The organism is Sphingopyxis indica (assembly GCF_032879645.1).
In the GTDB taxonomy this organism is placed as follows: Bacteria; Pseudomonadota; Alphaproteobacteria; order Sphingomonadales; family Sphingomonadaceae; genus Sphingopyxis; species Sphingopyxis indica.
Genome location: NZ_CP076394.1, coordinates 3,269,160 through 3,291,775, shown reverse-complemented (window position 1 = coordinate 3,291,775; position 22,616 = coordinate 3,269,160). Strand labels below are relative to the sequence as shown.

17 protein-coding genes and 1 pseudogene are annotated in these 22,616 nt (G+C 63.8%); 11 read left to right on the top strand and 7 right to left on the bottom strand.

Features of this window, described 5'->3' with window-relative positions; genetic code table 11:
- Positions 1-21 precede the first annotated feature (21 nt).
- A complete protein-coding gene (locus KNJ79_RS15390; protein ID WP_317151729.1) occupies positions 22-2,256 on the top strand; it encodes a KAP family P-loop NTPase fold protein in 2,235 nt (744 codons plus the stop codon).
- Between the two features lie 190 nt (positions 2,257-2,446).
- Here KNJ79_RS15390 and KNJ79_RS15385 read toward each other — a convergent pair whose 3' ends face one another.
- Positions 2,447-2,806, bottom strand: a complete 360-nt coding sequence (locus KNJ79_RS15385) for an excalibur calcium-binding domain-containing protein (protein WP_317151728.1) — start codon at positions 2,804-2,806, stop codon at positions 2,447-2,449.
- 472 nt (positions 2,807-3,278) lie between these two features.
- Between KNJ79_RS15385 and KNJ79_RS22535 the strand changes: the two are divergent.
- Both KNJ79_RS22535 and KNJ79_RS15370 read left to right on the top strand, forming a co-directional pair.
- Positions 3,279-3,671: pseudogene (locus KNJ79_RS22535) on the top strand (Arm DNA-binding domain-containing protein); the annotation flags it as partial.
- A gap of 184 nt (positions 3,672-3,855) precedes the next feature.
- The gene (locus KNJ79_RS15370; RefSeq protein WP_317151726.1) at positions 3,856-4,182 is read left to right on the top strand and encodes a helix-turn-helix transcriptional regulator; all 327 of its coding nucleotides are present in this window, start codon (positions 3,856-3,858) and stop codon (positions 4,180-4,182) included.
- Between the two features lie 6 nt (positions 4,183-4,188).
- On the opposite strand, the gene KNJ79_RS15365 is transcribed toward KNJ79_RS15370, so the two are convergent.
- Positions 4,189-5,361, bottom strand: a complete 1,173-nt coding sequence (locus KNJ79_RS15365) for an alpha-hydroxy-acid oxidizing protein (RefSeq protein ID WP_317151725.1) — start codon at positions 5,359-5,361, stop codon at positions 4,189-4,191.
- Positions 5,362-5,526: 165 nt separating this feature from the next.
- Here KNJ79_RS15365 and KNJ79_RS15360 point away from each other — a divergent pair, with 165 nt between their 5' ends.
- The 3 genes from KNJ79_RS15360 to KNJ79_RS15350 all read left to right on the top strand — a co-directional run bounded on the left by KNJ79_RS15360 (position 5,527) and on the right by KNJ79_RS15350 (position 9,267).
- Complete coding sequence (locus tag KNJ79_RS15360) at positions 5,527-6,402, top strand: crotonase/enoyl-CoA hydratase family protein (protein WP_317151724.1); 876 nt, start codon at positions 5,527-5,529, stop codon at positions 6,400-6,402.
- Between the two features lie 76 nt (positions 6,403-6,478).
- Positions 6,479-8,269 carry an acyl-CoA dehydrogenase gene (locus KNJ79_RS15355; RefSeq protein ID WP_317151723.1) on the top strand — a complete coding sequence of 597 codons (1,791 nt, stop codon included), beginning with the start codon at positions 6,479-6,481 and terminating at the stop codon, positions 8,267-8,269.
- A gap of 158 nt (positions 8,270-8,427) precedes the next feature.
- Entirely contained in the window at positions 8,428-9,267 is an 840-nt protein-coding gene (locus KNJ79_RS15350) for a phytanoyl-CoA dioxygenase family protein (RefSeq protein WP_317151722.1), read from the top strand.
- A gap of 75 nt (positions 9,268-9,342) precedes the next feature.
- On the opposite strand, the gene KNJ79_RS15345 is transcribed toward KNJ79_RS15350, so the two are convergent.
- Positions 9,343-9,975, bottom strand: coding sequence for a TetR/AcrR family transcriptional regulator (locus KNJ79_RS15345; protein WP_317151721.1), 633 nt, complete (start codon positions 9,973-9,975; stop codon positions 9,343-9,345).
- A 517-nt stretch (positions 9,976-10,492) separates the two neighbouring features.
- On the opposite strand from KNJ79_RS15345, the gene KNJ79_RS15340 reads away from it, so the two are divergent.
- Together KNJ79_RS15340 and KNJ79_RS15335 are read left to right on the top strand one after the other, a co-directional pair.
- Entirely contained in the window at positions 10,493-11,650 is a 1,158-nt protein-coding gene (locus tag KNJ79_RS15340) for an MFS transporter (protein ID WP_317151720.1), read from the top strand.
- 153 nt (positions 11,651-11,803) lie between these two features.
- Positions 11,804-14,365: a TonB-dependent receptor gene (locus KNJ79_RS15335; RefSeq protein ID WP_317151719.1), complete on the top strand. Its 2,562-nt coding sequence runs from the start codon at positions 11,804-11,806 to the stop codon at positions 14,363-14,365.
- Between the two features lie 88 nt (positions 14,366-14,453).
- Here the strand turns inward: KNJ79_RS15335 and KNJ79_RS15330 are convergent, their stop codons facing one another.
- Complete coding sequence (locus KNJ79_RS15330) at positions 14,454-15,923, bottom strand: tetratricopeptide repeat-containing sulfotransferase family protein (protein WP_317151718.1); 1,470 nt, start codon at positions 15,921-15,923, stop codon at positions 14,454-14,456.
- Between the two features lie 43 nt (positions 15,924-15,966).
- Positions 15,967-16,638 carry a TetR/AcrR family transcriptional regulator gene (locus tag KNJ79_RS15325; RefSeq protein ID WP_317151717.1) on the bottom strand — a complete coding sequence of 224 codons (672 nt, stop codon included), beginning with the start codon at positions 16,636-16,638 and terminating at the stop codon, positions 15,967-15,969.
- A gap of 256 nt (positions 16,639-16,894) precedes the next feature.
- Here KNJ79_RS15325 and KNJ79_RS15320 point away from each other — a divergent pair, with 256 nt between their 5' ends.
- The 3 genes from KNJ79_RS15320 (at position 16,895) to KNJ79_RS15310 (ending at position 20,429) form a co-directional block, all read left to right on the top strand.
- A complete protein-coding gene (locus tag KNJ79_RS15320) occupies positions 16,895-17,302 on the top strand; it encodes a RidA family protein (RefSeq protein WP_317151716.1) in 408 nt (135 codons plus the stop codon).
- A gap of 99 nt (positions 17,303-17,401) precedes the next feature.
- Positions 17,402-18,178, top strand: a complete 777-nt coding sequence (locus KNJ79_RS15315; protein ID WP_317151715.1) for an SDR family NAD(P)-dependent oxidoreductase — start codon at positions 17,402-17,404, stop codon at positions 18,176-18,178.
- Between the two features lie 64 nt (positions 18,179-18,242).
- Positions 18,243-20,429: a PQQ-dependent dehydrogenase, methanol/ethanol family gene (locus tag KNJ79_RS15310; RefSeq protein WP_317151714.1), complete on the top strand. Its 2,187-nt coding sequence runs from the start codon at positions 18,243-18,245 to the stop codon at positions 20,427-20,429.
- Positions 20,430-20,477: 48 nt separating this feature from the next.
- On the opposite strand, the gene KNJ79_RS15305 is transcribed toward KNJ79_RS15310, so the two are convergent.
- Complete coding sequence (locus KNJ79_RS15305) at positions 20,478-20,990, bottom strand: thioesterase family protein (RefSeq protein WP_317151713.1); 513 nt, start codon at positions 20,988-20,990, stop codon at positions 20,478-20,480.
- Between the two features lie 27 nt (positions 20,991-21,017).
- A complete protein-coding gene (locus KNJ79_RS15300; protein ID WP_317151712.1) occupies positions 21,018-22,322 on the bottom strand; it encodes an MFS transporter in 1,305 nt (434 codons plus the stop codon).
- Positions 22,323-22,616 lie beyond the last annotated feature (294 nt).

Below are 22,616 nucleotides of genomic sequence, written 5' to 3'. Positions count from 1 at the left end.
GGATAGATTTGACGGGGGCGAATGAGGATGTGGGACTGGCTCAAGAGGGTGTCTGGGGGCAAGGGCGGAGCACGGCCGGCGGATGACGTCGGCCACGGGTCGTCACCGGAAACCGGCGGAGATTTGCCGGCGGAATCGTCGATGCAGGCGGATCGACCGATTGACGGCAGGTCTGAGGATATCTTCGACCGCGCGCCATTTGCCGAGCAGATCGCCGGGATCATCGCCGGAAGAAGCGAGAAGTCGAGCCTCGTCATCGGGCTTTACGGGCCGTGGGGTGACGGCAAGACCTCGACGTTGACGATGATCCGCGAGGCCCTCGAGGTCGATCCCGATATCATCGCGATGGATTATAATCCCTGGTTCTATGGCGACACCACAGAACAGCTCACGCGCAGCTTCTTTGCCTCCATCAGGGAAAAACTCGAGAAGAGCGGCTACTTCAACCGCGAGAATATCGGGGCCGTGATGGAAGGGCTCGGCGGCATCCCTTATGCAGGCGACAGCTTCAAACGGATCGGCCAGGCGCTGAGCAGCGAGGCGCTCGCCGACGCACGCGACAAGCTCGGCGAAATTCTGCGGCGGCACGGCAAGAAGGTCGTCATCTTCGTCGACGATATCGACCGTCTCGATCGCGGCGATATTCAGACGCTTTTCAAGCTCGTCCGGCTCTCTGGCGGCTTCGACCACACAACCTATATTCTCGCCTTCGACGATGCCGTCGTCGCGGAGGCGCTTGGACAGGCATATGGTTCGGGGGACAGCCTGGCTGGAAGGCGTTTCCTCGAGAAGATCGTGCAAGTGCCGCTGCATCTGCCGCCGGTACGGCCCGAAAAACTGCGGGATCTGATGTTCGCCGCGTGCGACCGGACCCTTCTTGCGAACAAGATCGAACTCAAGGAGGGAGAGGGAAGCGAGCTCGGCAATGCGCTGTCCGAAGGCTTTTCCTTTGCGCTGAAAACGCCGCGGCAGGTCAAGCTCCTCGACAATGCGGTCACCTTCGCCGTGCCTCTTCTGAAAGGCGAAGTGCGCGTCGTCGACCAGATCCAGATTGAAGCGCTACGCATCTTCTATCCCGAAATCTACGAGGCCGTACGCAAGAATCCGGATTGCCTGCTGCGTGAGCGCGACGGCGATGACGAGGCGAAATCGCCGGTCGAGACTGCGATCGAGGCCTTGCAGGCAACGGCCGGAGAAAAGAAAGCGGTGCGCGATCTTCTCGTCGGGCTGTTTCCCCGTTTCGGCACGATGGGATATGGCTCCGACTGGGAAGCACCGTGGACTGCCGACAAACGGATCTGCAGCCGCGACTATTTTCCCCGATATTTCGGCTATGCGGTGCCGCAGGGCGACGTGTCCGATCATCTCGTCGACGAACTGATCGCCCGCGCCGAAGCCGGCGACGTCGGCGCGGCCCGCGTTCTCGTCGCGGACGCCTTCACGCTCGGATCCGCAGAGCTTCTCGTTCGGCGGCTTCGCAGCCGGGAGGAACAGCTGCCGCTTGCCGCCGCCCATCCCCTGATCCGGGCGATAGCCGCGAACGCAGCCGATATACCGATCGGCCGGGATCTCATGCTTGGCGATTTCGCCTTGGCGCAGGCCGCGACTTTCGTTGCGAGGCTTTCCGGCCGCGCAACGCCCGAGGAGCAGGATATCTGGTTGACATCCGCGATCGAGGAAACCGATTCCTTTCTTTTCGCGGTCCATGTGATCGGACGAGCACGCGCCCGTGCGAAGCGCCCCAATGACCGTGCATCGCTACCGCCCGAGCGGGTCGAACCTCTTGCCGCTGTCCTCCTCGGTCGCGTCCGTTCGGAGGCCGCTAAGGGCGATATCTTCGAATGCGTCGGCGAGCGGTTGGGGCGAGTGGTGAACGCGATCCATGCTGGCGGGTCCCACGAGACCCGCCTGGGCATTCGTCAGCTGCTTGGCGAAATCCTCGCGGAAAAATCCGCGAGCGCGATTCAATTCATCAAAGCCTTCGCGAACCGGTCGCAGGGCGGCGATGGAGTGACCAGGATCGCGGACCTCGATCGGGATACATATGACGTACTCGCCGTCATTTTCGACACGGACCTCCTCTACGATCAGCTGCGTGCATCGTTCGGTAGCGAGCTCGACAAGGCTGAATGGTACGATGCGGAGGATTACACCGGGGACGATGACCGCAGGATCGCCCAACAATTTGCCTATCTGCACCGCCGCAAGGATGAGGAGCCGCCCGAAGAGCAGAGAGAGGGGCCGGACAAGGAATGAGCTTTCTACCGATCGGCGACCCTGACCGCCGGCTCCTCAAGATATTGCAGGCATCGGCCCGCCTCGCGCGCGAGGTGTCAATGTTCAACAGCGCGGAACCATTAGGCGTTAAGATCACATCGCCGCGAAAGTCCGCTTCTTCCGATTCTGCTCTGAAAGTTGCCTGACCGCTATCGGCCATTCGTCACGGTCAGTGATAAGGCTCGCAAGCGATCCCATCGTTGTCTCCATCCATGCCTTCTCGATAGCCTGGCTCCCCTCGGTAGATCGGCGCGGTGCCGGCCGCCCGCGCATCATCGCAGCCGCGCCAATAGTCGCCTTCCTGCGGGGCGCGTGCCCTTACGGCGCCGGTGTCGATCGTGAAGCGCTCTGCCGCCCTAAGTGCAGTGTCCTTCTGCTTGGGAGTGGCTACCGCCCAACCACCTCCGAGAATCGCCGCTAGCAACCCAATTCCCAAAAGGCTGACTCCCGGCGACCAGCCGCGTCGTGGGTGATACTGGCGTCCCCGGTAGTGCCGAGGGGGTTCATGATAGCGTCGGGGCTGTCTCATTCGGCCGCAGTATCGCAAAATCCTGAACGACTGGTTTGGGTTGGGAAGCTGGGAGCGATCGCGCCGCGCGGAAAGTTGCACCCCAACGATGCAAAGGCACTCTAGATGAAGGACTCATTAAAAGTATTGCATGAGACATCTTTAGAATGTACAGAGATTTTTGAGACGCAGTGGCACTATTGGTAAACGAAACACGACATCTCTAAGCTTATGGTGTCATCTATGGAGCCATATTGTATCTGCAAAAATATTTGATTTTTTCTTATCAGAATCATAGGAGTAGTATTAATTTCCTCTTCTGGGCACCATTGTTCTTCCGAGCACGTCGGGAACGTCCGGAAAACGGCTGATTTAAGCCGTTTTTTCTGCTGTATCGTTCCGACCAAATCCGGGCGAATACGGCACCAATCGGGAACAAAGAGAGTATCATGGAGGGTATCGTTCCGGCCCCTTTTCGAAGGGCGATACCCTCATGAACCGACTCTTTGCCACTACCGTCACCAATGTCAGGCCGAGCGAGCGCGATTATGAGCTTACCGATGGCGAGGGCCTCTTTCTCCTGGTCCGGCCGAACGGAAGCAAACTGTGGCGCATGAACTACAAATATCTGGGCCGGTACCGGACGCTATCATTCGGCGCCTGGCCGGAAGTGAGCCTCGCCGACGCGCGCGGAAAGCGCGAGGAAGCCCGCCGCCAGATTGCAGCAGGCCTCGACATCTCGCACGAGCGCAAGCCGGAACAGGCCCGCGCTGCGATCTCGGAGGACAATAGTTTCAAGCTCGTCGCAGAGGAATGGTTGAAGAAGAACGAGCGCGAAGGCATGGCTGAGATCACACTCAGCAAGATCCGCTGGCTTCTCGACAAGGCCTATTCGCGTATCGGCAATCGGTCGATCTCGAAGATCACCGCACAGGAGGTGCTGCGCCCGGGTTTTCTGGAGCAATGCCGCCAATCTCAATTCAGACGAAATTTCAAAAGTCACGGCCGGGCTTATCGATCTTCTCGGGCTGGTGCTGTCGGGCGCCGACATTTCTTGCAGCGAGACCTCGGTGATCAGCGCGCATCGCCGGCGCGCGCTCCGGCTGATCGACCGGCATTATGCCGATCCCATGTTCGACGTCGAGCGCCTCGTTGCGATGATGGGACTCTCCGACCGCTATCTTCAGCGGATATTCGCCGCGCACAACGAGACATGCTCGGAAGTTCTCCGCGACAGGCGCATACGCGAGGCCCGGCTGCTGCTCGGTTCGCGGCGATCGTCAGGTATAATGGTGTCGCAGGTCGGCTATGCCGTGGGCTTTAGCGATCCGGCCCACTTCAGCCGCGTGTTTCGCAACAGCGTCGGCTGCGCGCCTCGCGACTATGGCTCGGCATGATCACGCTTACCAGCCGCCCGCCGCCCGCCTGATTTCCGCAGCTTTGAGATCGGCGATCGTCGGATAGCCATTCACCGCCATCAGCAAGTCCGCTTCGGCAAGAATACAGCGCAGCACATGCGCCGCGCCTTCCGCGCCCCCGAGCGCGAGGCCATAGGCGAAGGGGCGACCAATCCCCACGGCGCGCGCGCCGATCGCGAGCGCCTTCGCGACGTCGCTTCCGGAGCGTACGCCGGAATCGAACAGCACCGGCGTGTTACCCGCCGCGGCGACGACATCGGGCAGCATGTCGATCGCCGCGATGCCGCCGTTCGCCTGCCTGCCGCCGTGATTCGAACAGTAGATCGCCGCTGCACCGGTGTCGATCGCCCGCCGGACGTCATCCGGATGGCATATGCCCTTGAGGATGATCGGCAGCGAGGTGATCGAGCGAAGCCACGCCATGTCGGCCCACGTCAGCACCTTGCCGAACAGCCGGCCCCATAGCTGGATGGCCTCGGGAAGATTGTCATCGACCGGCTTGCCAAGCAATTTTTGGAAGACGGGATCGACGAAATAATTCTGGAGCACATGTCCGCGAAGCTGGGGGAAGTTTCCGCTGTTGAGGTCGCGCGGGCGCCAGCCGGTGACCCAGGTGTCGAGGGTGACGACAATCGCGCGGTATCCCGCGCGCTCGGCGCGGCCGACGAGGCTCTCGGCAAGCTCCTTGTCCTTCGGGGTGTAGAGCTGGAACAGGCCGGGGGTATCGCCCATCGCTGCCGCCACATCTTCGAGCGGGTCGTTGCCGAGGGTCGAGGCGATCATCGGCACGCCCGTCAATGTCGCGGCGCGGGCCGCGTGCAGATCGCCGTGCCCGTCCGGAGTGCACATTCCCGTGACGCCGATCGGCGCCATGAACAGCGGGGTGGGAAGGGACAGGCCGAGAAGTTCGATCGACAAATCGCGAACGGTCGTGTCGACCATCATCCGCGGGACAAGTCCCCAGTGGCGGAAGGCGGTCGAATTGAGGTTCTGCGTGTGCTCGTCGCCGCAGCCGCCCTGAACATAGTTGCGCAGGCTCTCGGACATCGCCGCGGTCGCGCGGGCCTCGAGGGTCGCGGCGTCGACCGGGATCGTCGGAAGGACGCCCTGCAGGCCGGCGCCGTAAATCTCGTTCTGATACCCTCCGAAACCCGCCATCTTCCTTCTCCCGTCCGCCCGTCCTTCGCCGGTTGCGCAGGCATAGCCTATCTTGCGTCATATAGGCCTTGTCGCCCGCGCGCATTTATTATAACTGTCGTTATGTAAAAGCAAGATTGTGATGCTCGCCCAGACGGCGGTGCATTTTTCCGACAGGAGAAGGGGATGAATTACGCGACTCTCGTGTGCGAGCTCGAGAACAATATCCTGGTGGTCAGGTTGAACCGGCCCGACCAGCTCAACGCTTTCACCGTCGAGATGGCGAGCGAACTCGTCCATCTGTTCGAACGGGTCAGCGAGGATGATGATGTGGGCGCTGTGATCGTGACCGGCGAAGGCCGCGCCTTCTGCGCGGGCATGGACCTGAACGGCGAGGGCAATGTCTTCGGGCTCGACGAAAGCCGCTCGCCCGATATGGAGTATATGCGCGATGCGCTCGGCCCGCTTTCGGTGCGCGACCGGATCCGCGATGACGGCGGCCGCGTCACCCTTTCGATCTTCAATTGCAAGAAGCCGGTGATCGCCGCGATCAATGGCCCGGCGGTCGGCATCGGTGCGACGATGACGCTCGCCATGGATATCCGGCTGGCATCGGAGAAGGCGCGCATGGGCTTCGTCTTCGGCCGCCTCGGGATCGTGCCCGAAGCCTGTTCGAGCTGGTTCCTGCCGCGCCTGGTCGGGCCGCAGCAGGCGCTCGAATGGGTGCTCTCGGCCGACATCTTCGATGCCGCCGAAGGATTGCGCGGCGGCCTCTTCCGCTCGGTGCACGCACCCGAAGCGCTGCTCGACGATGCCAGGGCGCTTGCCCGGAAATTCACCGAGAACCGCTCGCCCGTCGCAGTCGCGCTCGCGCGGCAGATGCTGTGGCGCAACGCCGCGCAGCGCCATCCGATCGAGGCGCACCGCGTCGACTCGCTGGCGATGTTCTACACCAGCATCGGCGACGGGAAGGAAGGCGTCGCGGCTTTCCTCGAAAAGCGCGCGCCCGATTTTGCCGGCAAGGCGTCGGCGATGCCCGATTTCTATCCCTGGTTCGATTGACGCGCATCGACAACGGTCACATTGGTCCAGGCCTCTGGCCCTGTCCCGACCTCCATTCCTTTGGGAGATCCGCTCCATGTCCCTGATCGTGAACCGCCGCGACATCGATTTCCTGCTGTTCGAATGTCTTGGCGCGGACACGCTGTTCGCGACCGGGCGCTATAGTGCGCTCGACCGGGACATGGTCGAAAGCATCCTCGATACCGCGCAGGCGATCGCCGAAGAGCAATATCTGCCGTTCGCGGCGAGCCTCGACGCGAACGAGCCGCGGTTCGTCGATGGCAAGGTCGAGATCATGCCCGAGGTGGGCACCGCGCTGCGCGCCTATGCCGAGGCGGGCTTCTTCGCCGCGGGCGCCGATCAGGAGGTAGGCGGCCTGCAATTGCCGCACGTCGTCACCATGGCGATCAACGGCATGTTCACCGCCGCGAACCTCGGCGTTGCCAATTACAGCTTCCTGACCATCGCCAACGCCAACCTCCTCGCCGCCTTCGGAAACGAGGAACAAAGGCGGCGCTTCCTGCCGCCGATGCTGGAGGGGCGCTGGTTCGGGACCATGTGTCTGTCCGAGCCGCAAGCGGGATCGTCGCTTTCGGACGTCCGGACGCGCGCCGAACCGCTGGGCGACGGCCGCTACAGCATCAGCGGCAACAAGATGTGGATTTCGGGCGGCGACCACGAGATTGCCGAGAATATCGTGCATCTCGTGCTCGCGCGTCTTCCCGACGCGCCGCCGGGGGTGAAGGGGATTTCGCTCTTCATCGTGCCCAAATATCGCGTCGGCGACGACGGCGTTCCGGGCGAGCGTAACGGCATCGCGCTTGCGGGGCTCAATCACAAGATGGGGCATCGCGGCACGACCAATTGCCTGCTCAATTTCGGCGAGGACGGTCCGAGCATCGGCCATCTGGTCGGGGAGGCGAACAAGGGCCTTTCCTACATGTTTCATATGATGAACGAGGCGCGGATCGGGGTCGGCCACGCCTCGGTGATGTCGGCGCTCGCGGGCTATCTCTACGCGCTCGACTATGCGCGAACCCGCGCGCAGGGCCGGCTGCCGCAGGCGAAATCGCCGAGCGACCCACAGGTGCCGATCATCGAGCATGCCGACGTCAAGCGCATGTTGATGGCGCAGAAGGCGGCGGTCGAGGGCGCGCTCGCGCTGACGGCCTATTGCGCGCTGCTTGTCGACCGGCAGAAGGCGAGCGCGGACGCCGCCGAGGTCGCGGAGCTGGAGTTGCTGCTCGACCTGTTGACGCCGATCGCCAAGAGCTGGCCGTCCGAACATTGCCTGGAAGCCAATAAATGGGCGATCCAGGTGCTTGGAGGCTATGGCTATACGCGCGATTATCCGGTCGAGCGCCACTATCGCGACAACCGCCTGAACCATATCCATGAGGGGACATTCGGCATCCAGGCGATTGACCTGCTCGGTCGCAAGGTGCGGATGGACGATGGGCGCGCGCTTCACTTGCTGCTGGGGCGGATGACCGACACGATCGCCGAGGCTCCCGCCGCCTTGGCGGAGGAAGCCGCGGCTTTGCAGGCAGCGATGGCGGCGCTCGCCGCGACGACCGAGACTGTCGTCGCGAGCGGCGACCTCAACTGCGGCCTCGCCAATGCGACGACCTATCTCGACGCCTTCGGCCATGTGGTGATCGCCTGGCTTTGGCTCCGGCAGGCGATGACGGCGTCGGCCGCGCTGGGGGAGGCGCGCGGCGATGCCGCCTTCTACGAAGGCAAGGTCGCGGCGTGCCGTTATTTCTTCCGCTACGAGCTGCCGCACGTGCATCCGCGCTTCACGCTCGTCCGCGCGCTCGACACGACCTGCCTCAACCTGCGGGCGGAGCATTTCACGGGAGCGTGAAGGGCCGCGCCATTGCTTCAGTTGTCGCTACTCCGCGCAACCCGGTCATGGGACGCTTTGTCCGGTTCCGCCCGCTATATTTAACACAACAGATGTTGCATAAAATAATTTGATCGTCTATTCCGGGATTGGGAATCGATGTCTGGGAGAAGCGGATCATGGATGAGTCGATACGCAAGGCCTATTCCGAGGACGGCGCCGTCCTCATGAAGAATGTTCTCAATGCCGAGCAACTCGCGCAGTGCCGCGAACTTTATGACTGGATCGTCGCGAACCCCGGACCCAATGGTCATGCGCTGTATCGCGGCGACCAGAAGCAGCATGTGAAGTCGCACGTCGACAATGCCAATCCATATGCCAAGGAGCGGCTCGACGCGCTGATGCCGACGCTGCCGCTCGGCCGGATGTTCGCCGATCTTTGGGGATCGAAGAACGTCTGGTATTTCGCCGAGGAAGTGTTCCTCAAGGCGGGCGGCGAGGGAACGCGCACCTATTGGCACCAGGACACCTCCTATCTGCCGTGGGCGGGCAACCATTGGGGCAACGCCTGGATCAGCTTCGAATCCATTCCCAAGAAGAACGCGCTCGAGATCGTGCGCGGGTCGCATCGCGGGCCGCGCTACGACGGCACGACCTTCAGCCCCGACGATCCGACCGATCCGCTGCACGGCGGCGACGCGCTGCCGCGCCTGCCCGACGTGGAGGCGGAACGTGCGGCCAATCCCGACGCCTATGAGATCCTTTCCTGGGCGACCGAGCCGGGCGACGTGCTGTTCCTCCACCCAGCTTCGCTGCATGGCGGCGCGACGATCGACGCCGACTGCCCCGAGCGCCACACCTTCGTTTTCCGCTTCTTCGGCGACGACGCGACCTTCCATGCGCTCCCGGAAATCAGCCGGTCGGGCTATGCGCGCAACGGCAATCTGTACCGCGAGGAAATGGCGGTGCTGAACCACGGCGAACCGTTCCGGTCGCCGATCTTCGCGCAGGTGGTTTGAGGAACACCGCGGTGCCCTGATGCCGCCGCTGCGTGATCGGGCGCCCGCACTCGCCGCATTGGCGGCTGGCACCGCTCAGGGCTTTTGCGCGAGAAGCGTTTCGAAATAGCCGAGCATTACGGCCTTCTGGCGTTCGGCTCCGAAACTTTCGGGCGAGACGACACCATGGACGCCGGCACCCTCGAAGAGGCAGAGCAGCGTATCGGCGGCCAGCTGGGGATCGATGTCGCTCCGAATGATACCGCGCTCGACGAAGGAGCGGACCACCGCCGCCCAGGTCCTGCGCCAGCGCTCAAAGTCGCCAGCGTAGCTCTCGGCCTTGTCCGGCCTGGGAAACAGATAGGCGAGAAAGGCGAAAAACACTTTCCAGCCGTCGAGACTCTCCTCGTTGTGCGGAAGGGTGGTTGTGAGCGCATCGACAAGGTCCGACATCTGCGCGTCGGGTGGAAAACGCCCGTCATATTTCCCGTGCCGTGTCGCGTGAAGGACGAGATCGAGTATCTCTTCCTTGTTCCGGAAATGATGCGTGAGGACACCCGTGGTCGTACCGAGTTCGCGGGCGATCGCGCGCATCGACGCCTTGTCGAAGCCCTCGCGCGCGATCACCCGGCGCGTCGCGCGAAGCACCTCGATCCTCCGTTCGTCGGGGTCCTTCCCGCTGCCTTGGCGGTGATCGCCGGCATTTCCGGGCTGGCGCTCGCTTTTCAAGGGACCTCCTCCGTCGACGGGCAGCGAATCTGCCGGTCGAACTTCGCCGGAGATTCGACCATGTTCGCATGACAACAGTTGTCATATACACGCCCCCTCGTCCGGGCAAGGGTCGCGTCGCCAAGGACGGGATGGTCTCGACGCCGCGCGCATAACGATTACCGAACCCGTCATCCGGTTGTAAAAGCCTGTGATTTTCCATCCTGTCCCCTTTGGGTCTGTCGCTCTCCCCAACGCCGCCGGCGTCGCGGGTTGACAAGCGCGCGGGCTCATCCATAACAATAACAACTGTTGTTATTATAATTATCTGATCGGGCGACGGCATGAAGTTCAGGCGATCGACGATGTCATGTTGCGGCGCGCAAGGCTGGTGTCCGGCGCGGTCCGGCGGAATTCGGATTCGAGCATTATGAGCAGCGCGCGAGCCTTCCCGGGATATGATTTCGGCTGGAACATCGTCGCGGTCCTCTTCCTGTGCACGGCGTCGCTGATGGGCACTTCGATCTACGGCTTCATCATGATCGCCGACACGATGGCGCGCGCGCACGGATGGTCCGACATGGCTGCGGGCGGCCTCGTATCGGCGATGTGGCTCGTTGCACCGCTCGCGCTTTTCAGCGCACCGGCTATCAGGCGTTTCGGCCCGTGGGGGCTGATCGTGGGAGGCCTGCTCCTCCTTTCGATCGCATTCGCCGGCCTCGCGATCGCCAACGAATTCTGGCATGTCTATGCACTGCGCGTCCTCATGGGGTTCGGCAAGATCGCGATCATGGTGTCGGTGCCCGTGGTCGTCGCGCGCTGGTTCGATCTCCGCTTCGGCACAGCGATCTCGATCGTCTGGGCGGGCGGCAGCGCCGGCGGCATTCTCGTCGCGCCGCTCGTCGAATATCTCGATCGGACTGCGGGCTTCGGGTTTTCTGCGCTGGCGCTGGCAGGCGGGATCGCGGTCGTCGCGGTGATCGCCGCCGCAATGGCGCGGGCAAGGCCGCCGGAACAGAGCGTGGCAAAGGCTCCCGCGAAGGACGGTGAGGGGGCCGCGCAGACGCCCTCCGCGGACGCTGCGGGTCCGGCGGGAACGGGCTGGATCCTTATCTCCGGCATCGTCGTGGCGACGATTGCGCTGGGCTGCGCCAACGTCTCGTTTCTCGCTCTGAAGCCCCAATTGCTCGGAAGCTTCGGAATCGATTCCCGCACCGTCGCGCTGATCGTGGGCGTCAATGCCGCGGCCTCGATGATCGGCGCCCTCCTGATCGGCTGGTTGACCGACCGGTTCGGACTGGCCTGGCCTGGAGTGGCTGTGGGCGGCTGCTATCTCGCCGGCGTGGCGATCTATCTGTTCCTTACCGCCGCTCCGCTGGCGGCGGTGGCCATGTTTGCAGCGGTGCTCGTCGGGCTTGGCGGCGGGGCAGCCGAAGTGCTCTGGATCGGGTTGCTCAAGCGCGAGGCCAGCGGGCCGCGCTTCTCTGCCGTGTACGGTGCCTGGTACTTCGCGATCCAGGTCGGTTACGCGGCCGGCGGCTTCGTCGGCGGCTGGACGCTGACGCATTTCGGCGCCGTCGGATTCCTCCTCGTCGCGGCGGTGGCTTTCGCGGCGACTCCCCTTTTCTCAGCATGGCGGGCGACCCGCTGGTCCGATTGGCGCCGTCGTCCCGGGCCGCTCGCGGTGGCGCGATAGGGCAAGGCTCGATTATTATAATGACATTTGTTATTTTAAGTGTATGGGTGTGCGATAACAAAAAGAAAACGATCGTTACGAATGGCCGATTCACCGGCGTCGTGCGCCTCCGCAGGCAGGACGGGACTAACGTATCAAAGAGGGAGACTAGCGGTGATCAATCAATTTGCGTTCATGGCGCGCCGCCGGAAGGCAATGCTCGGCACGACCGGCTGCATGATGGCGCTGACGGCGGTTCTTTCCGCCGTTCCGGCATCGGCGCAGGAGGCCGCCGCCGAGCCCGATCAATCGGCAGCGACGGCCGACAGTGGCGGCGATATCATCGTGACGGCGAGCCGCCGCGAGCAGCGCGTGACCGACCTGCCCTTCAACATCTCCGCCTATGGCGGCGAGCAGCTCGAGCGCGCGAACATCAGCAGCGTGGCTTCGCTGACGCGCCAGGTCCCCAACTTCAACATCATCGACGCCGGCGCGCGGACGGCCGCGGCGCAGATTCCGATCATCCGCGGCCTGAACGCCTCGCAGACGACCTCGAACGCGGCGCGCTATTTCCAGTCGCCCGTCGGCTTCTATCTCGGCAATGCGCCCGTCACCGGCGCGCTGCCGCTCTATGATATTTCGCGGGTCGAGGTGCTGCGCGGCCCGCAGGGCACGCTCTATGGCGCCGGCTCGCTGTCGGGCGCCGTGCGCGTCGTGCCGACCGATCCCCAGCTCGGCGAAACAAGCGGCACAGTTGCCGCCTCGGTCGGGACGACATCGCATTCGAGTGACCCATCCTATTCGTTCGGCGGCATCGTGAACCTGCCGATCGGCGATACGTTGGCCGTCCGTTTCTACGCCCGGCAACAGCGCGAAGGCGGCTTCATCGATGCGCACGACGTGCTGAAGCGCCAGGGCGACAGCTATATCAACGGAGCCCCCCTTCTGGCCGATACGTCCGATGTCGCGAACAGCCCGGGCGTCTATTTCAACGAGAAGGACTATAACTACGCCGACACGACCTCGGCCCGCGCCGCCCTCCGCTGGGAGCCGACCGAGGATTTCTCGTTGAGCCTCGCCTATAATTTCGCCAAGTCCAAGGGCGTCGGCGGCAATATCGACAACAACAGCTTCGAAGGCGGCGCCTCGCCGCTTGACCCCCGCATCCAGCTCGAGGCGACGGGCGACTATGAACGCTCGATCCCCATGCTCGAACCCTGGAAACGGCGGACCGAACTGGCGTCGCTCGATGCGAGCTACGACCTCGGCTTCGCGACCGTTGCGGCGACGGTCGCCTATGGCGAGACGAAAGGAGAATCGTCGAACGATTCCACCATCAGCCTGCTCGGCTCGCCCTACGGCTTCTTCTACACCGGCGCGCCCGCCAATCCGCGTGCGGTAATTCCGGTCGCGAACAACGACCGCGACCGGTCCTGGACCCAGGAGCTGCGGATCGTATCGAAGGAAGGCGGTTTTATCGACTATACTGCGGGCGTTTTCCTCCAGCAGCAGCGCCGCAAGATCGATCTGTTCGTCTATGCGCCGGGCGCTGCCGAGCAGAGCTTCGCGGCGGGCGGCAGCCGGACGCCGATCTATCATGGCTTTTTCGGCGAACCTGACGCCACCTACATCCCGACGCTCAGCGACTCGCTCACCTACAGCCAGGTTACGTCGCAGCGGTTCCGCGAAGTCTCCTTCTTCGGCGATGTGACCTTCCACCTTACCGACGCCTGGTCGGTCACCGGCGGCGCGCGTGTCTTCAAGCAGAAATTCTCGTCCGATCAGGATCTGCTCAGCACCCTGTTCGCCCCACCGGGGTCGCCCGAGGTCGATGGCGTCGGCGTATCGCTCACCAATTCGGCCAGCTCCACCAAGGGGACCGACCAGATTTTCAAGGTGAACACCTCGTACAAGCTGGAGGGCGGTGGTCAGATTTATGCGACCTTCTCGCAGGGCTTTCGTCGCGGGGGCACGAACACCTTTTCGACTCCCGAGATCAACCCGATCATTTTCGAGCCTGAAGCGCTCGTGGTCTACAAGCCCGACCGCACCAACAATTTCGAGGTCGGTATCAAGGGATCGATGTCGCGCATCTATTATTCGCTGAGCGCCTTCTATATCGACTGGAAGGATCCGCAGATCGACCTCCAGACGCCCTACAACCTCTTTCCCGCGGTCGTGAACGGCTCGGCCGCCGAATCGAAGGGGTTCGAGGTGGAACTGTCGGGGCCGATCGCGATCGACGGGCTGAGCTTCAACCTCGGCCTCGCCTATGCGCGGGCGCGGCTCAGCGAGGACTTTGGTCTGCCCGCCGGCGATGGCGCGGGCAGCGAAGTCCCCAATGCCATCAGAGGCGTAAAGGGTGACCAGCTGCCGGGCGCGCCCGACTGGAGCGGCGCGGGGTCGCTGATCTACACTCACGCGGCCGGAAAAGGGGAAATGACCTGGAACCTCGGCTTCGATTTCCGCAGCGGGACGTGGAACCAGCTTCGCAGCCAGAGCACCAATACGCCTGCCAGCAAGCAGTCGGGCTATGTCATGCTCAATGGCAGCATCGGCTATGCGATCGATGACTGGAATATCGAGCTTTACGGCACCAACCTTCTCGACAAGCGGGCGGTCTATGCAGCCAACCTCCGCACCCTCAACTCGATCGCGACCCTCGGGAACTGGGGTAACAGCTACTCGGTCTCGCGCCCACGCGAGGTCGGCATCCGGCTGAGCAAGAGTTGGTGATCCCGGGGATCGCCGCGCTGCTTCAGGTGGCCGCGGCGGTCCTCCGGGGACAGGCTATCCTTTTGACGCGATATCGGACGGCGCGCGGTCAACGCGCGCCGTTCCGGCCTTCCCCCTTGCTGCGTGCATGGAACGGATCGATACCGGCTGCTTCCAGCGCGCCGATCAGCGGGCCGAGATGCCGCTCGTAACGGCGCCAGCGGCCTGCGGCGGTCCGGTAGATCGGACGGCGGATCTGGGCCGCGCTGGCAGTGGCGGACGCCGTCTTGTTCTTTTCGATCCGTACCATCGCATCGTTCCATGCGATGCCCATATGCCCGGCAATTTCGCGGCCGATCTCCTGCGGTTCGCGGACAACATCCTCATAGGCGATTTCCAGCAACTGCGAACCCGCCGTGGCGCGCCAGTGATCGAGCAATTTGTCGTAGGCGATATAATAGGACGCCAGATCGTCGAGCGAATAGCTGAACGGATAGGCGCTGCCGAAGAGTGTCGAATACATGGCGAAGAGATTGTCGGCGGGCGCCCGGTTGACGAGCAGGGTGCGGGCGCTTGCCATCGTCAACCGAATGGCGCCGGCATAGAGATAATTGAACGGCAGCTTCTCGATGATCACATCGCCCGCATCGGGCACGCCAGCGCGCCGCGTATAGCCCGAGAGCACCCGAACGGGGTCGGCGTCCGCAACGCGTTCGAAGATATCGGTCCCGGTCGCCGCCGCGCCCTCGGCCAGCGCGCCGAACAGATTGTCGGTTTCGCCGTTGCTGCGCGCGCGGGGACTGCCGGTCAGGATGCGCTCGATCATCGTCGTCCCCGAACGCGGCAGCCCGACGATGAACCCGTAGGCCGGTGCCGTCAGTTCAGGCGCCTGCATCAGACGCCGGGCATCGAAGCTCTCGATGATCCGCCGCAGCTTCGCCGCGTCGTCGGCGACATCATATTCGAGCGTTCGCCGCCGCGTTCGCGCCCCGCTCGAGAAATGGCCGAAGGCTGCGTCGTAATCGCCGAGATCGTCATACTCCTTTCCCAGCGCATAATGCAGAAAGACCCTCGCACCCGCGTCCGACGTTCGCTTGAGCATGGCCTGCAGGGCATCGACATGGTTGCGATCCGCAGACTGGGTGCGAAGCTGCGAACGAAGCAGCGCTGCCTCGACCATCCCGGGCGCAAGACGGAGGGCCCGGTCGCAGGCGGCTTCGGCCGCATCGAGGCGGCCGACGGTTTGTTCCCCGGACGCCAGATTATACCATCCCAGCGCGTCGGCCGGCCGCGCCTTTACGACCTGCGCGTACCAGTCGCGCGATCGCTCGTGCGCCCCCGCCTCGAACGCGGCGAAGGCGAGCGCCTCATCGTCCTCGGCGCCGCCTGAAGGCATCGCCGCGAGGCGATCGATCAGCGCCAGGGCTTCGCCATGACGCCCCAAGGCCCGCAATATTCGCACCGCGGCCGCATGGTCGTCCGATGCGAAACCTCGCCGGTCTCCCCCGGCAAGACGACGCGCGAGCTCGGTCTCGAGTTCGGCCTGTTTCGGATGCGATGGTGACGGGCTTTCTACCATCTCACTCTCATCGGCGCCCGGGTGCGGGCGGCCTGGCGCCGTCTCAACTGCTGCGAGCAGTCGGGACCGGTCGGAGGAGTTGCATGATCGAATCGATGAGCCGATCGAGCCGCTCCGGTGCGAAGCGCTCGGTTTCGATGGGCAGCATGATCATCCAGCCGTCCCCGATCGACCCGACGGTGTCGGCAAGCAGTTCTGCAGGGATGTCGGCACGAATGGAGCCGGCTTCCTGCTGCTTCTTGATGATCTCCGCGAGGCGTGCGCGATAGCTTTCGTATCGTTCGCGATATATGGCCGCGAACTTCGGCTCGTGGCGCGCGCGCGCCAGCAACTGGAAGCCGGCAAGCCAGCCGTCGGAGTTCGAATTGAGCTCGACCCAGCGCTTGTAACGCTTGGCATGATCGACCACCTCGTCACCGAGGTCGAGCATCTCGTCGAAGCCGTCGAACATATATTCGATGATCGCACTGACCATCGCTTCCTTGTCGGCGAAATAATAGGTGATCGCCCCCGTGGTGTGCCCGGCTTCCTTGGCCACCTTGCGCAGCGAAGCGCCCGAGTAGCCCTCCTCGGCGATCACCTTGATGCCGGCGCGCAGCAATTTTCTGCGCTGCGCGTCGCGATCGCCGACGGGCCGGCCCCGGCTGGCGCGCTTCTGTGGTTTCGGGGACGCGGCTTCGGTGGCCGGTCGCTTTGCGGTCTCAAGTTCACTCATGCGGATACCGTAGCAATATTTGCCCCATACTCAATTATCATAACAGCCTCGCGAAATAATCTTTGGCACTTCGGGACAGGAAGAGCAGCGCGCGTGTCTCGCCACCCTGTTGATGCCTTCGCCTCTTGATCGATGGTGCGGACCCGACCCTGCGCGAGGCGAAGCTGAGGGCCTGTCCGCGCGGAGCTCATAATTCACATAACAATAGTTGCGCAAAAATTTCGACCCGTTTATGCAGCGAGTCGAGGAGAAGGATATGAACGACAAGATGCAGAGGATCGTCCCGGAGGGAACGCAGCCCCTTTACGACAATTATCATTTCGCACCGGCGATCCGTGTCGGGGACCGGATCTGGCTTTCGGGGCAGGTAGGGATCAACGCCGACTTCGTCGCGGGCAAGGATATGGAAGAGCAGGCGCGCTTCGCCTTCGAGGCGATCAAGGCGACGCTTGCGGCCGCCGGTGCCAGTCTTGCCGATGTCGTCGAACTGATGAGCTTCCACACCGATCTGCGCGGTGAAATAGCCGATTTCGTCAAGGTGAAGGATGCCTATTTCCCGAACGACTATCCATGCTGGACCGCAGTGGGCGTCACCCAGCTCGCGGCACCCGAATATAAGGTCGAAATCCGCGTTGTCGCCGTCGCCGGCTCCGGCGAGTCCTGACCCCATCGACTCCCGGGTTTCTCTCAACCCGGAGTGTGCGGGGCGGCAGGGCACGCCGCTCCGCACCATTTTCCGGCGCCCAACCATGAAGGACAGGCCATGAGATTATTCGACCTCAGCGGCAAAACGGCGATCATCACCGGTTCGAGCCGCGGCATCGGCCGCGCGATAGCCGAGGCTTTCGCCGAAGCCGGCGCGCGGGTGGTGATTTCGAGCCGCAAGCAGGATGCCTGCGAAGCGGTTGCCGCCGAGATCAATGCGAAGTTCGGAGCGGGCCGCGCTCTCGCCGTCGCCGCGAGCATCTCCGACAAGGAGGCGCTCCAGCATCTCGTCGACCGCACGCGCGAGGAATTCGGACCGATCGACATCCTCGTCTGCAACGCGGCGACCAATCCCTATTATGGCCCGATGGCGGGGATCAGCGACGAGCAGTTCCGCAAGATCTTCGACAATAATGTGCTTTCGAACCATTGGCTGGTTACGATGGTCGCTCCCGAAATGGCCGCGCGCGGCGCGGGAGCGGTCATCATCGTGTCGTCGGTGGGCGGGCTGATCGCCTCGGACACGATCGGCGCCTACAATATCTCGAAGGCCGCAGACTTTCAGCTCGTACGCAATCTCGCGCTCGAACTCGGCCGGCAGAACATCCGCGTCAACGCGATCGCGCCCGGCGTCATCCGCACCGATTTCGCGCGTGCCCTCTGGGAGGACCCGAACGCCGAGGCCGCGCTTCGGCAGGCGGTTCCGCTCGGCCGCATCGGCGAACCCGAGGATATCGCCGGGACGGCGCTGTTCCTGGCTTCGGACGCCGGCCGCTATGTCAACGGGCAAGGGATCATCGTCGACGGCGGGATGACGACACGGGCGAACGTCTGATCGGCACTGGTTTTGGTAAGGGCGACCGCCCGGAAGAGGGCGGCACCAATTGGTGGAGAGGCATATGGCGAAGAAGGTCTTTTCGGTCGCGCTTCTGGGTTGCGCGGCACTGGCGCTGGCGGCGTGCGACGCCTCGAAGAACAACAGCGCCTCGGGCGGCGGATCGCTCGACGATGCCGAGAAGGCGAGCGAGGCGTTGCTCAAGACCGGCGGCAACGGCGACGACTGGCCCGGCATCGGCTACAGCTATGACGAACAGCGCTTCAGCCCGCTCACCGACATCAACGACAAGAATGTGGGGCAGCTCGGCATTGCCTGGTTCGCCGACCTCGAGGATGCGCGCGGGCAGGAGGCAACGCCCGTCGTCGTCGACGGCACCCTCTATGTCAGCCACGCCTGGTCGAAGGTCGACGCATGGGACGCCGCGACCGGCAAAAAGCTCTGGAGCTTCGATCCCAAGGTGCCCGGCGAGCGTGCGGTCCACGCCTGCTGCGACGTCGTCAACCGCGGCGTCGCCGTGTGGGGCGACAAGCTCTTCGTCGGCGCGCTCGACGGCCGCCTGATCGCGCTCGACAGGAAGACGGGCAAGGAGATCTGGTCGACGCAGACCTTCGACGCGTCGAAACCCTATACGATCACCGGCGCGCCGCGGGTGGTGAAGGATATGGTGCTGATCGGCAACGGCGGCGCCGAATTCGGCGTGCGCGGATACGTCACCGCCTATGACGCCGACACCGGCAAGGAGCGCTGGCGCTTCTATACCGCGCCCAATCCGAAGAAGGAAAAGGACGGCGCGATCAGCGACGACATCTTCGCGTCGAAAGGCAACGCGACCTGGTCCGACAAGGGCGAATGGCAGATCTCGGGCGGCGGCGGCACCGTGTGGGACGCGATCGTCTACGATCATGATCTCGACCAGATCTATCTCGGTGTCGGCAACGGCAACCCGTGGAACCATGGCACGCGCTCGAACGGCGAAGGCGACAACTGGTTCCTCTCATCGGTCGTCGCGCTCGACGCGACCACCGGGGCCTATAAATGGCACTATCAGGAAACCCCTGCCGAGACGTGGGACTATACCGCGACCCAGCCGATCATTCTCGCCGAGCAGACGGTGAACGGAAAGCCCACCAAAGTGCTGTACCATGCGCCGAAGAACGGCTTCTTCTTCACGATCGACCGCACGAACGGCAAGCTGATCGATGCCAAACCCTTTGTCGACGGGATCAACTGGGCGACGGGCTATGACCTCAAGACCGGCCGCCCGATCGAGAACCCCGAGGCGCGCTTCTACAGGACCGGCAAGCCTTTCATCGCGATCCCCGGCGCGCTCGGTGCGCATAACTGGCACCCGATGAGCTTCAACCCGGCGACCGGCCTCGTCTATATCCCCGCGCAACAGATTCCGATGGGCTATCTCAGCGACCAGGACGATCTCGACCGGAGGCAGGCGCTAGGCTTCAACGTCGGCACCTCCTTGAACAAGACGATGCTGCCCGACGACAAGGCCGCATTCAAGGCTGCGGTTGCGGCGACCACCGGCCGCCTTGTCGCTTTCGACCCGCGCGCCGGCAAGGTCGCGTGGAGCGTTGCCCATCCCGCTGCATGGAACGGCGGCACGATGACCACCGCGGGCAATCTCGTCTTCCAGGGAACGAGCACGGGCCGCTTCCGCGCCTACGCCGCCGATAGCGGCAAGCAATTGCTCGACCTCGACATGCAGTCGGGGATCGTCAGCGCGCCATCGACCTTCCGCGTGAACGGTATCCAATATGTCGCCTTCATGACCAGCAAGGGCGGCGCCTTTCCGCTCGTCGTGGGAATCGCGGGCGGCGCGGCGCGCAAGGTACCCAACATCCCGCGGCTCGTCGTGCTCAAGGTCGGCGGCACCGCGAAGCTTCCCGCGCCGCCGGAGACGACGACGCTCGCATGGAACCCGCCGCCGCAGTTCGGCACGCCCGCCCAGATTGCCGCGGGCAAGGCGCATTTCGGCCGCTATTGCTATATCTGTCACGGCGACAGCGCGATCGGCAACGGCTTCACCCCCGACCTTCGCGTCTCGGGCACCCTCGCCAACGCCGAGGCGTGGAAATCGGTCGTGATCGACGGCGCGCTCAAGGATCGCGGCATGGTGAGCTTCGCCCCGGTGCTGACGCCCGCCGATGCCGAGGCGATCCGCGCCTATGTCGTCGACCGCTCGAACTGGACCAAGGCCAATCTGGCGAAGGACGCCGCTCCCGTCGGACGCTAGACCGCTGGCCGCCCGGTTCCGTCCAGAGCGGGCGGCCGGTGCCGCCGCTCAGGTCTTTCGAATGCCGATCCGGCTGCCCACCTGTCCGGGACGCGGCAGTTCGCCGTGCGCGGCCGCCATCGCGCCGATCCGGGCCATGGCCCATTCGGGCCAGGGTGCCGAGCGGCGCGTCGCATAATCGATATGCATCAGCATCAGTTCGTTCGTCGCCACGAGCCGGCCGTCGTCGGCCGCGAACATCGTGTGGAACAGATGGACGCGCTTATGATCATGGTCGAGAATCTGGCTCTCGACCCGAAATCCGTCCCCCTCCTTCATCTCGCTTACATAATTCACATGCGCCTCGAGCACGAAATACATGCCGATCCGGTTGCTGGTATATTCGTAGGGGAGGCCCAGATTGTTGAAGATCTGGCCCGTCGCATGATCGAAGGCGACAACATAATAGCCGACGTTCATATGGCCGTTCCAGTCGGTCCATGCATTGGGGACCGTGCCGCGGAAGACATCGAAGGGCGCGGCGAGATTGAGGGTCTCAAGGGGAAAGGGTGGCGTGATCACGGCGTCGTCAATCCTGTGTTGTTGCAATCAGAAAGCGGAAATCTCGATGGCATCGGCGCCTGAAGTATCGGTGGCGGCGTGCCGGTCCGGCGTCGCCTGCATTCCCGGGCGCGCGGCAGCACTGCTCGTCGGCGCCATCCGGCTGGCGATCGTCGCCGCGAGCCAGCAGCCGGTGAGGACCGTCCCTGAAACCAGAAACAGGGCGAGCGGCGTCGACCGCGACAGAAGCGCGCCGGCAAGTTCGGCGCTCGCCGCGAAGGCGGCGGCATCCATCGCTGGATAGGCGACATAGATGCGATCGGTGAAGTCGAGCGAACGCACGAGCCCGAGAAAATAGACATAGCCGATCGTCGCGAAGATCGCGTGGGCGACATAGCCGGCGCCGAAGATCAGCGCCGAGCCGCTCGTCATGGCGACATAGCTTGCAAGAATGCCGCCGGTGGCCACCCCGATCATCGCCGTGGGCGAGACGCGCTCGCGCAGAACCGACGGAACGAGCGCGCCCGCGAGCGAAGCGATCAACGCGAAGGCGACGAAGAGGCCGACCGACTTCGCCGCGATGCCGTTGGCGGTGGCGATCGAGGCGACGAAGGCGCCAGCCCCGCCCATGAACACGCCGGTGAAGACAGCGCCGGCGATAGCGGCGATAAGCGGTGCCGCCAGATCGGCGGGCTGTATCGCCGGACGCGGTGGAACCTCCGCTTCGGCGGGCCGCGCATTCTTGCCGATGAACTGCGCGTCGCGCAGCGCGGCGGCGCAGGGAATGACCGCGAGGAAAAGGGCCGCGATGACAATCAGCGCGCCCTTCTCGCCATAATGCGGCAGAATGGCGGTCGGCAGGAGATAGGCGATGATTGCGGCGATCAGCGACGATCCGAACAGCGCGATGCTGTAGGCGCGCAAGGGGTCGGGAGCATTTCCGAGCGCGGTAAAGGCCGGCGTCGCGACGCAGCCGCTCGTCAGCCCCACGAGGAACCAACCATAGCTGAGATGGTCGGTGCCGATCAGGAAGGCGACCGCGAGGAGCGCGGCGACGGTCGCGCCGATGGCGGCGATGCTCGTCCAGCGCGGATTGGTCCGGTACACCCAGAAGGGAGCGAGGCCGATAACGATGCCCCGGCCGAGGACGAAAGCCGCGCCGAGCGATCCGAGCTCGCTTTCGCCGATCCCGCGGCTCTGCTGGGTTGCCTGGAAAATGATCGAGAGAATGTTCGGGAGAAGAATGCCGATCGACCAGAGCGTCCCGGCGGAAAGACCTGAAAATCGCGGCATCGAACCGGTACCTGTCGTCAACGGCGCCGCGGCGGCCGTCCCGAAGCGGTCTGCTGTCATGCCCGGCGGTATCCGCGTATCCGCGGGAGGATTTCGCGGCCCGGCCGGGCGCCGGTCGCCGGGAGGGATGGTCGTCGGACGTCGTGGTTCATAGCCGGTCCCTGCTGTGCGCCGGTCCGCGTTCGGCCGTCCGCTCGTGCCTCGCCGCCACGGCGAGCGAATTTTGATAACGGTCGTATCGATAAAATGAAAGGGTCATTTTGAAAGGCGCGCGGCGCGTGTCCCGGCCTCTTGACGACATGCTGCCGAACCTGCGGGAGGGTAGCGATCCGGCGGTGCCGGGGGCAGGGGAAG

Coding starts and splice junctions, on each gene's coding strand:
- KNJ79_RS15390 (WP_317151729.1), top strand. CDS start 22: ATGAGGATGTGGGACTGGCTCAAGAGGGTGTCTGGGGGCAAGGGCGGA.
- KNJ79_RS15385 (WP_317151728.1), bottom strand. CDS start 2,806: ATGAGACAGCCCCGACGCTATCATGAACCCCCTCGGCACTACCGGGGA.
- KNJ79_RS15365 (WP_317151725.1), bottom strand. CDS start 5,361: ATGGCGGGTTTCGGAGGGTATCAGAACGAGATTTACGGCGCCGGCCTG.
- KNJ79_RS15360 (WP_317151724.1), top strand. CDS start 5,527: ATGAATTACGCGACTCTCGTGTGCGAGCTCGAGAACAATATCCTGGTG.
- KNJ79_RS15355 (WP_317151723.1), top strand. CDS start 6,479: ATGTCCCTGATCGTGAACCGCCGCGACATCGATTTCCTGCTGTTCGAA.
- KNJ79_RS15350 (WP_317151722.1), top strand. CDS start 8,428: ATGGATGAGTCGATACGCAAGGCCTATTCCGAGGACGGCGCCGTCCTC.
- KNJ79_RS15340 (WP_317151720.1), top strand. CDS start 10,493: ATGATCGCCGACACGATGGCGCGCGCGCACGGATGGTCCGACATGGCT.
- KNJ79_RS15330 (WP_317151718.1), bottom strand. CDS start 15,923: ATGGTAGAAAGCCCGTCACCATCGCATCCGAAACAGGCCGAACTCGAG.
- KNJ79_RS15325 (WP_317151717.1), bottom strand. CDS start 16,638: ATGAGTGAACTTGAGACCGCAAAGCGACCGGCCACCGAAGCCGCGTCC.
- KNJ79_RS15320 (WP_317151716.1), top strand. CDS start 16,895: ATGAACGACAAGATGCAGAGGATCGTCCCGGAGGGAACGCAGCCCCTT.
- KNJ79_RS15315 (WP_317151715.1), top strand. CDS start 17,402: ATGAGATTATTCGACCTCAGCGGCAAAACGGCGATCATCACCGGTTCG.
- KNJ79_RS15310 (WP_317151714.1), top strand. CDS start 18,243: ATGGCGAAGAAGGTCTTTTCGGTCGCGCTTCTGGGTTGCGCGGCACTG.
- KNJ79_RS15300 (WP_317151712.1), bottom strand. CDS start 22,322: ATGACAGCAGACCGCTTCGGGACGGCCGCCGCGGCGCCGTTGACGACA.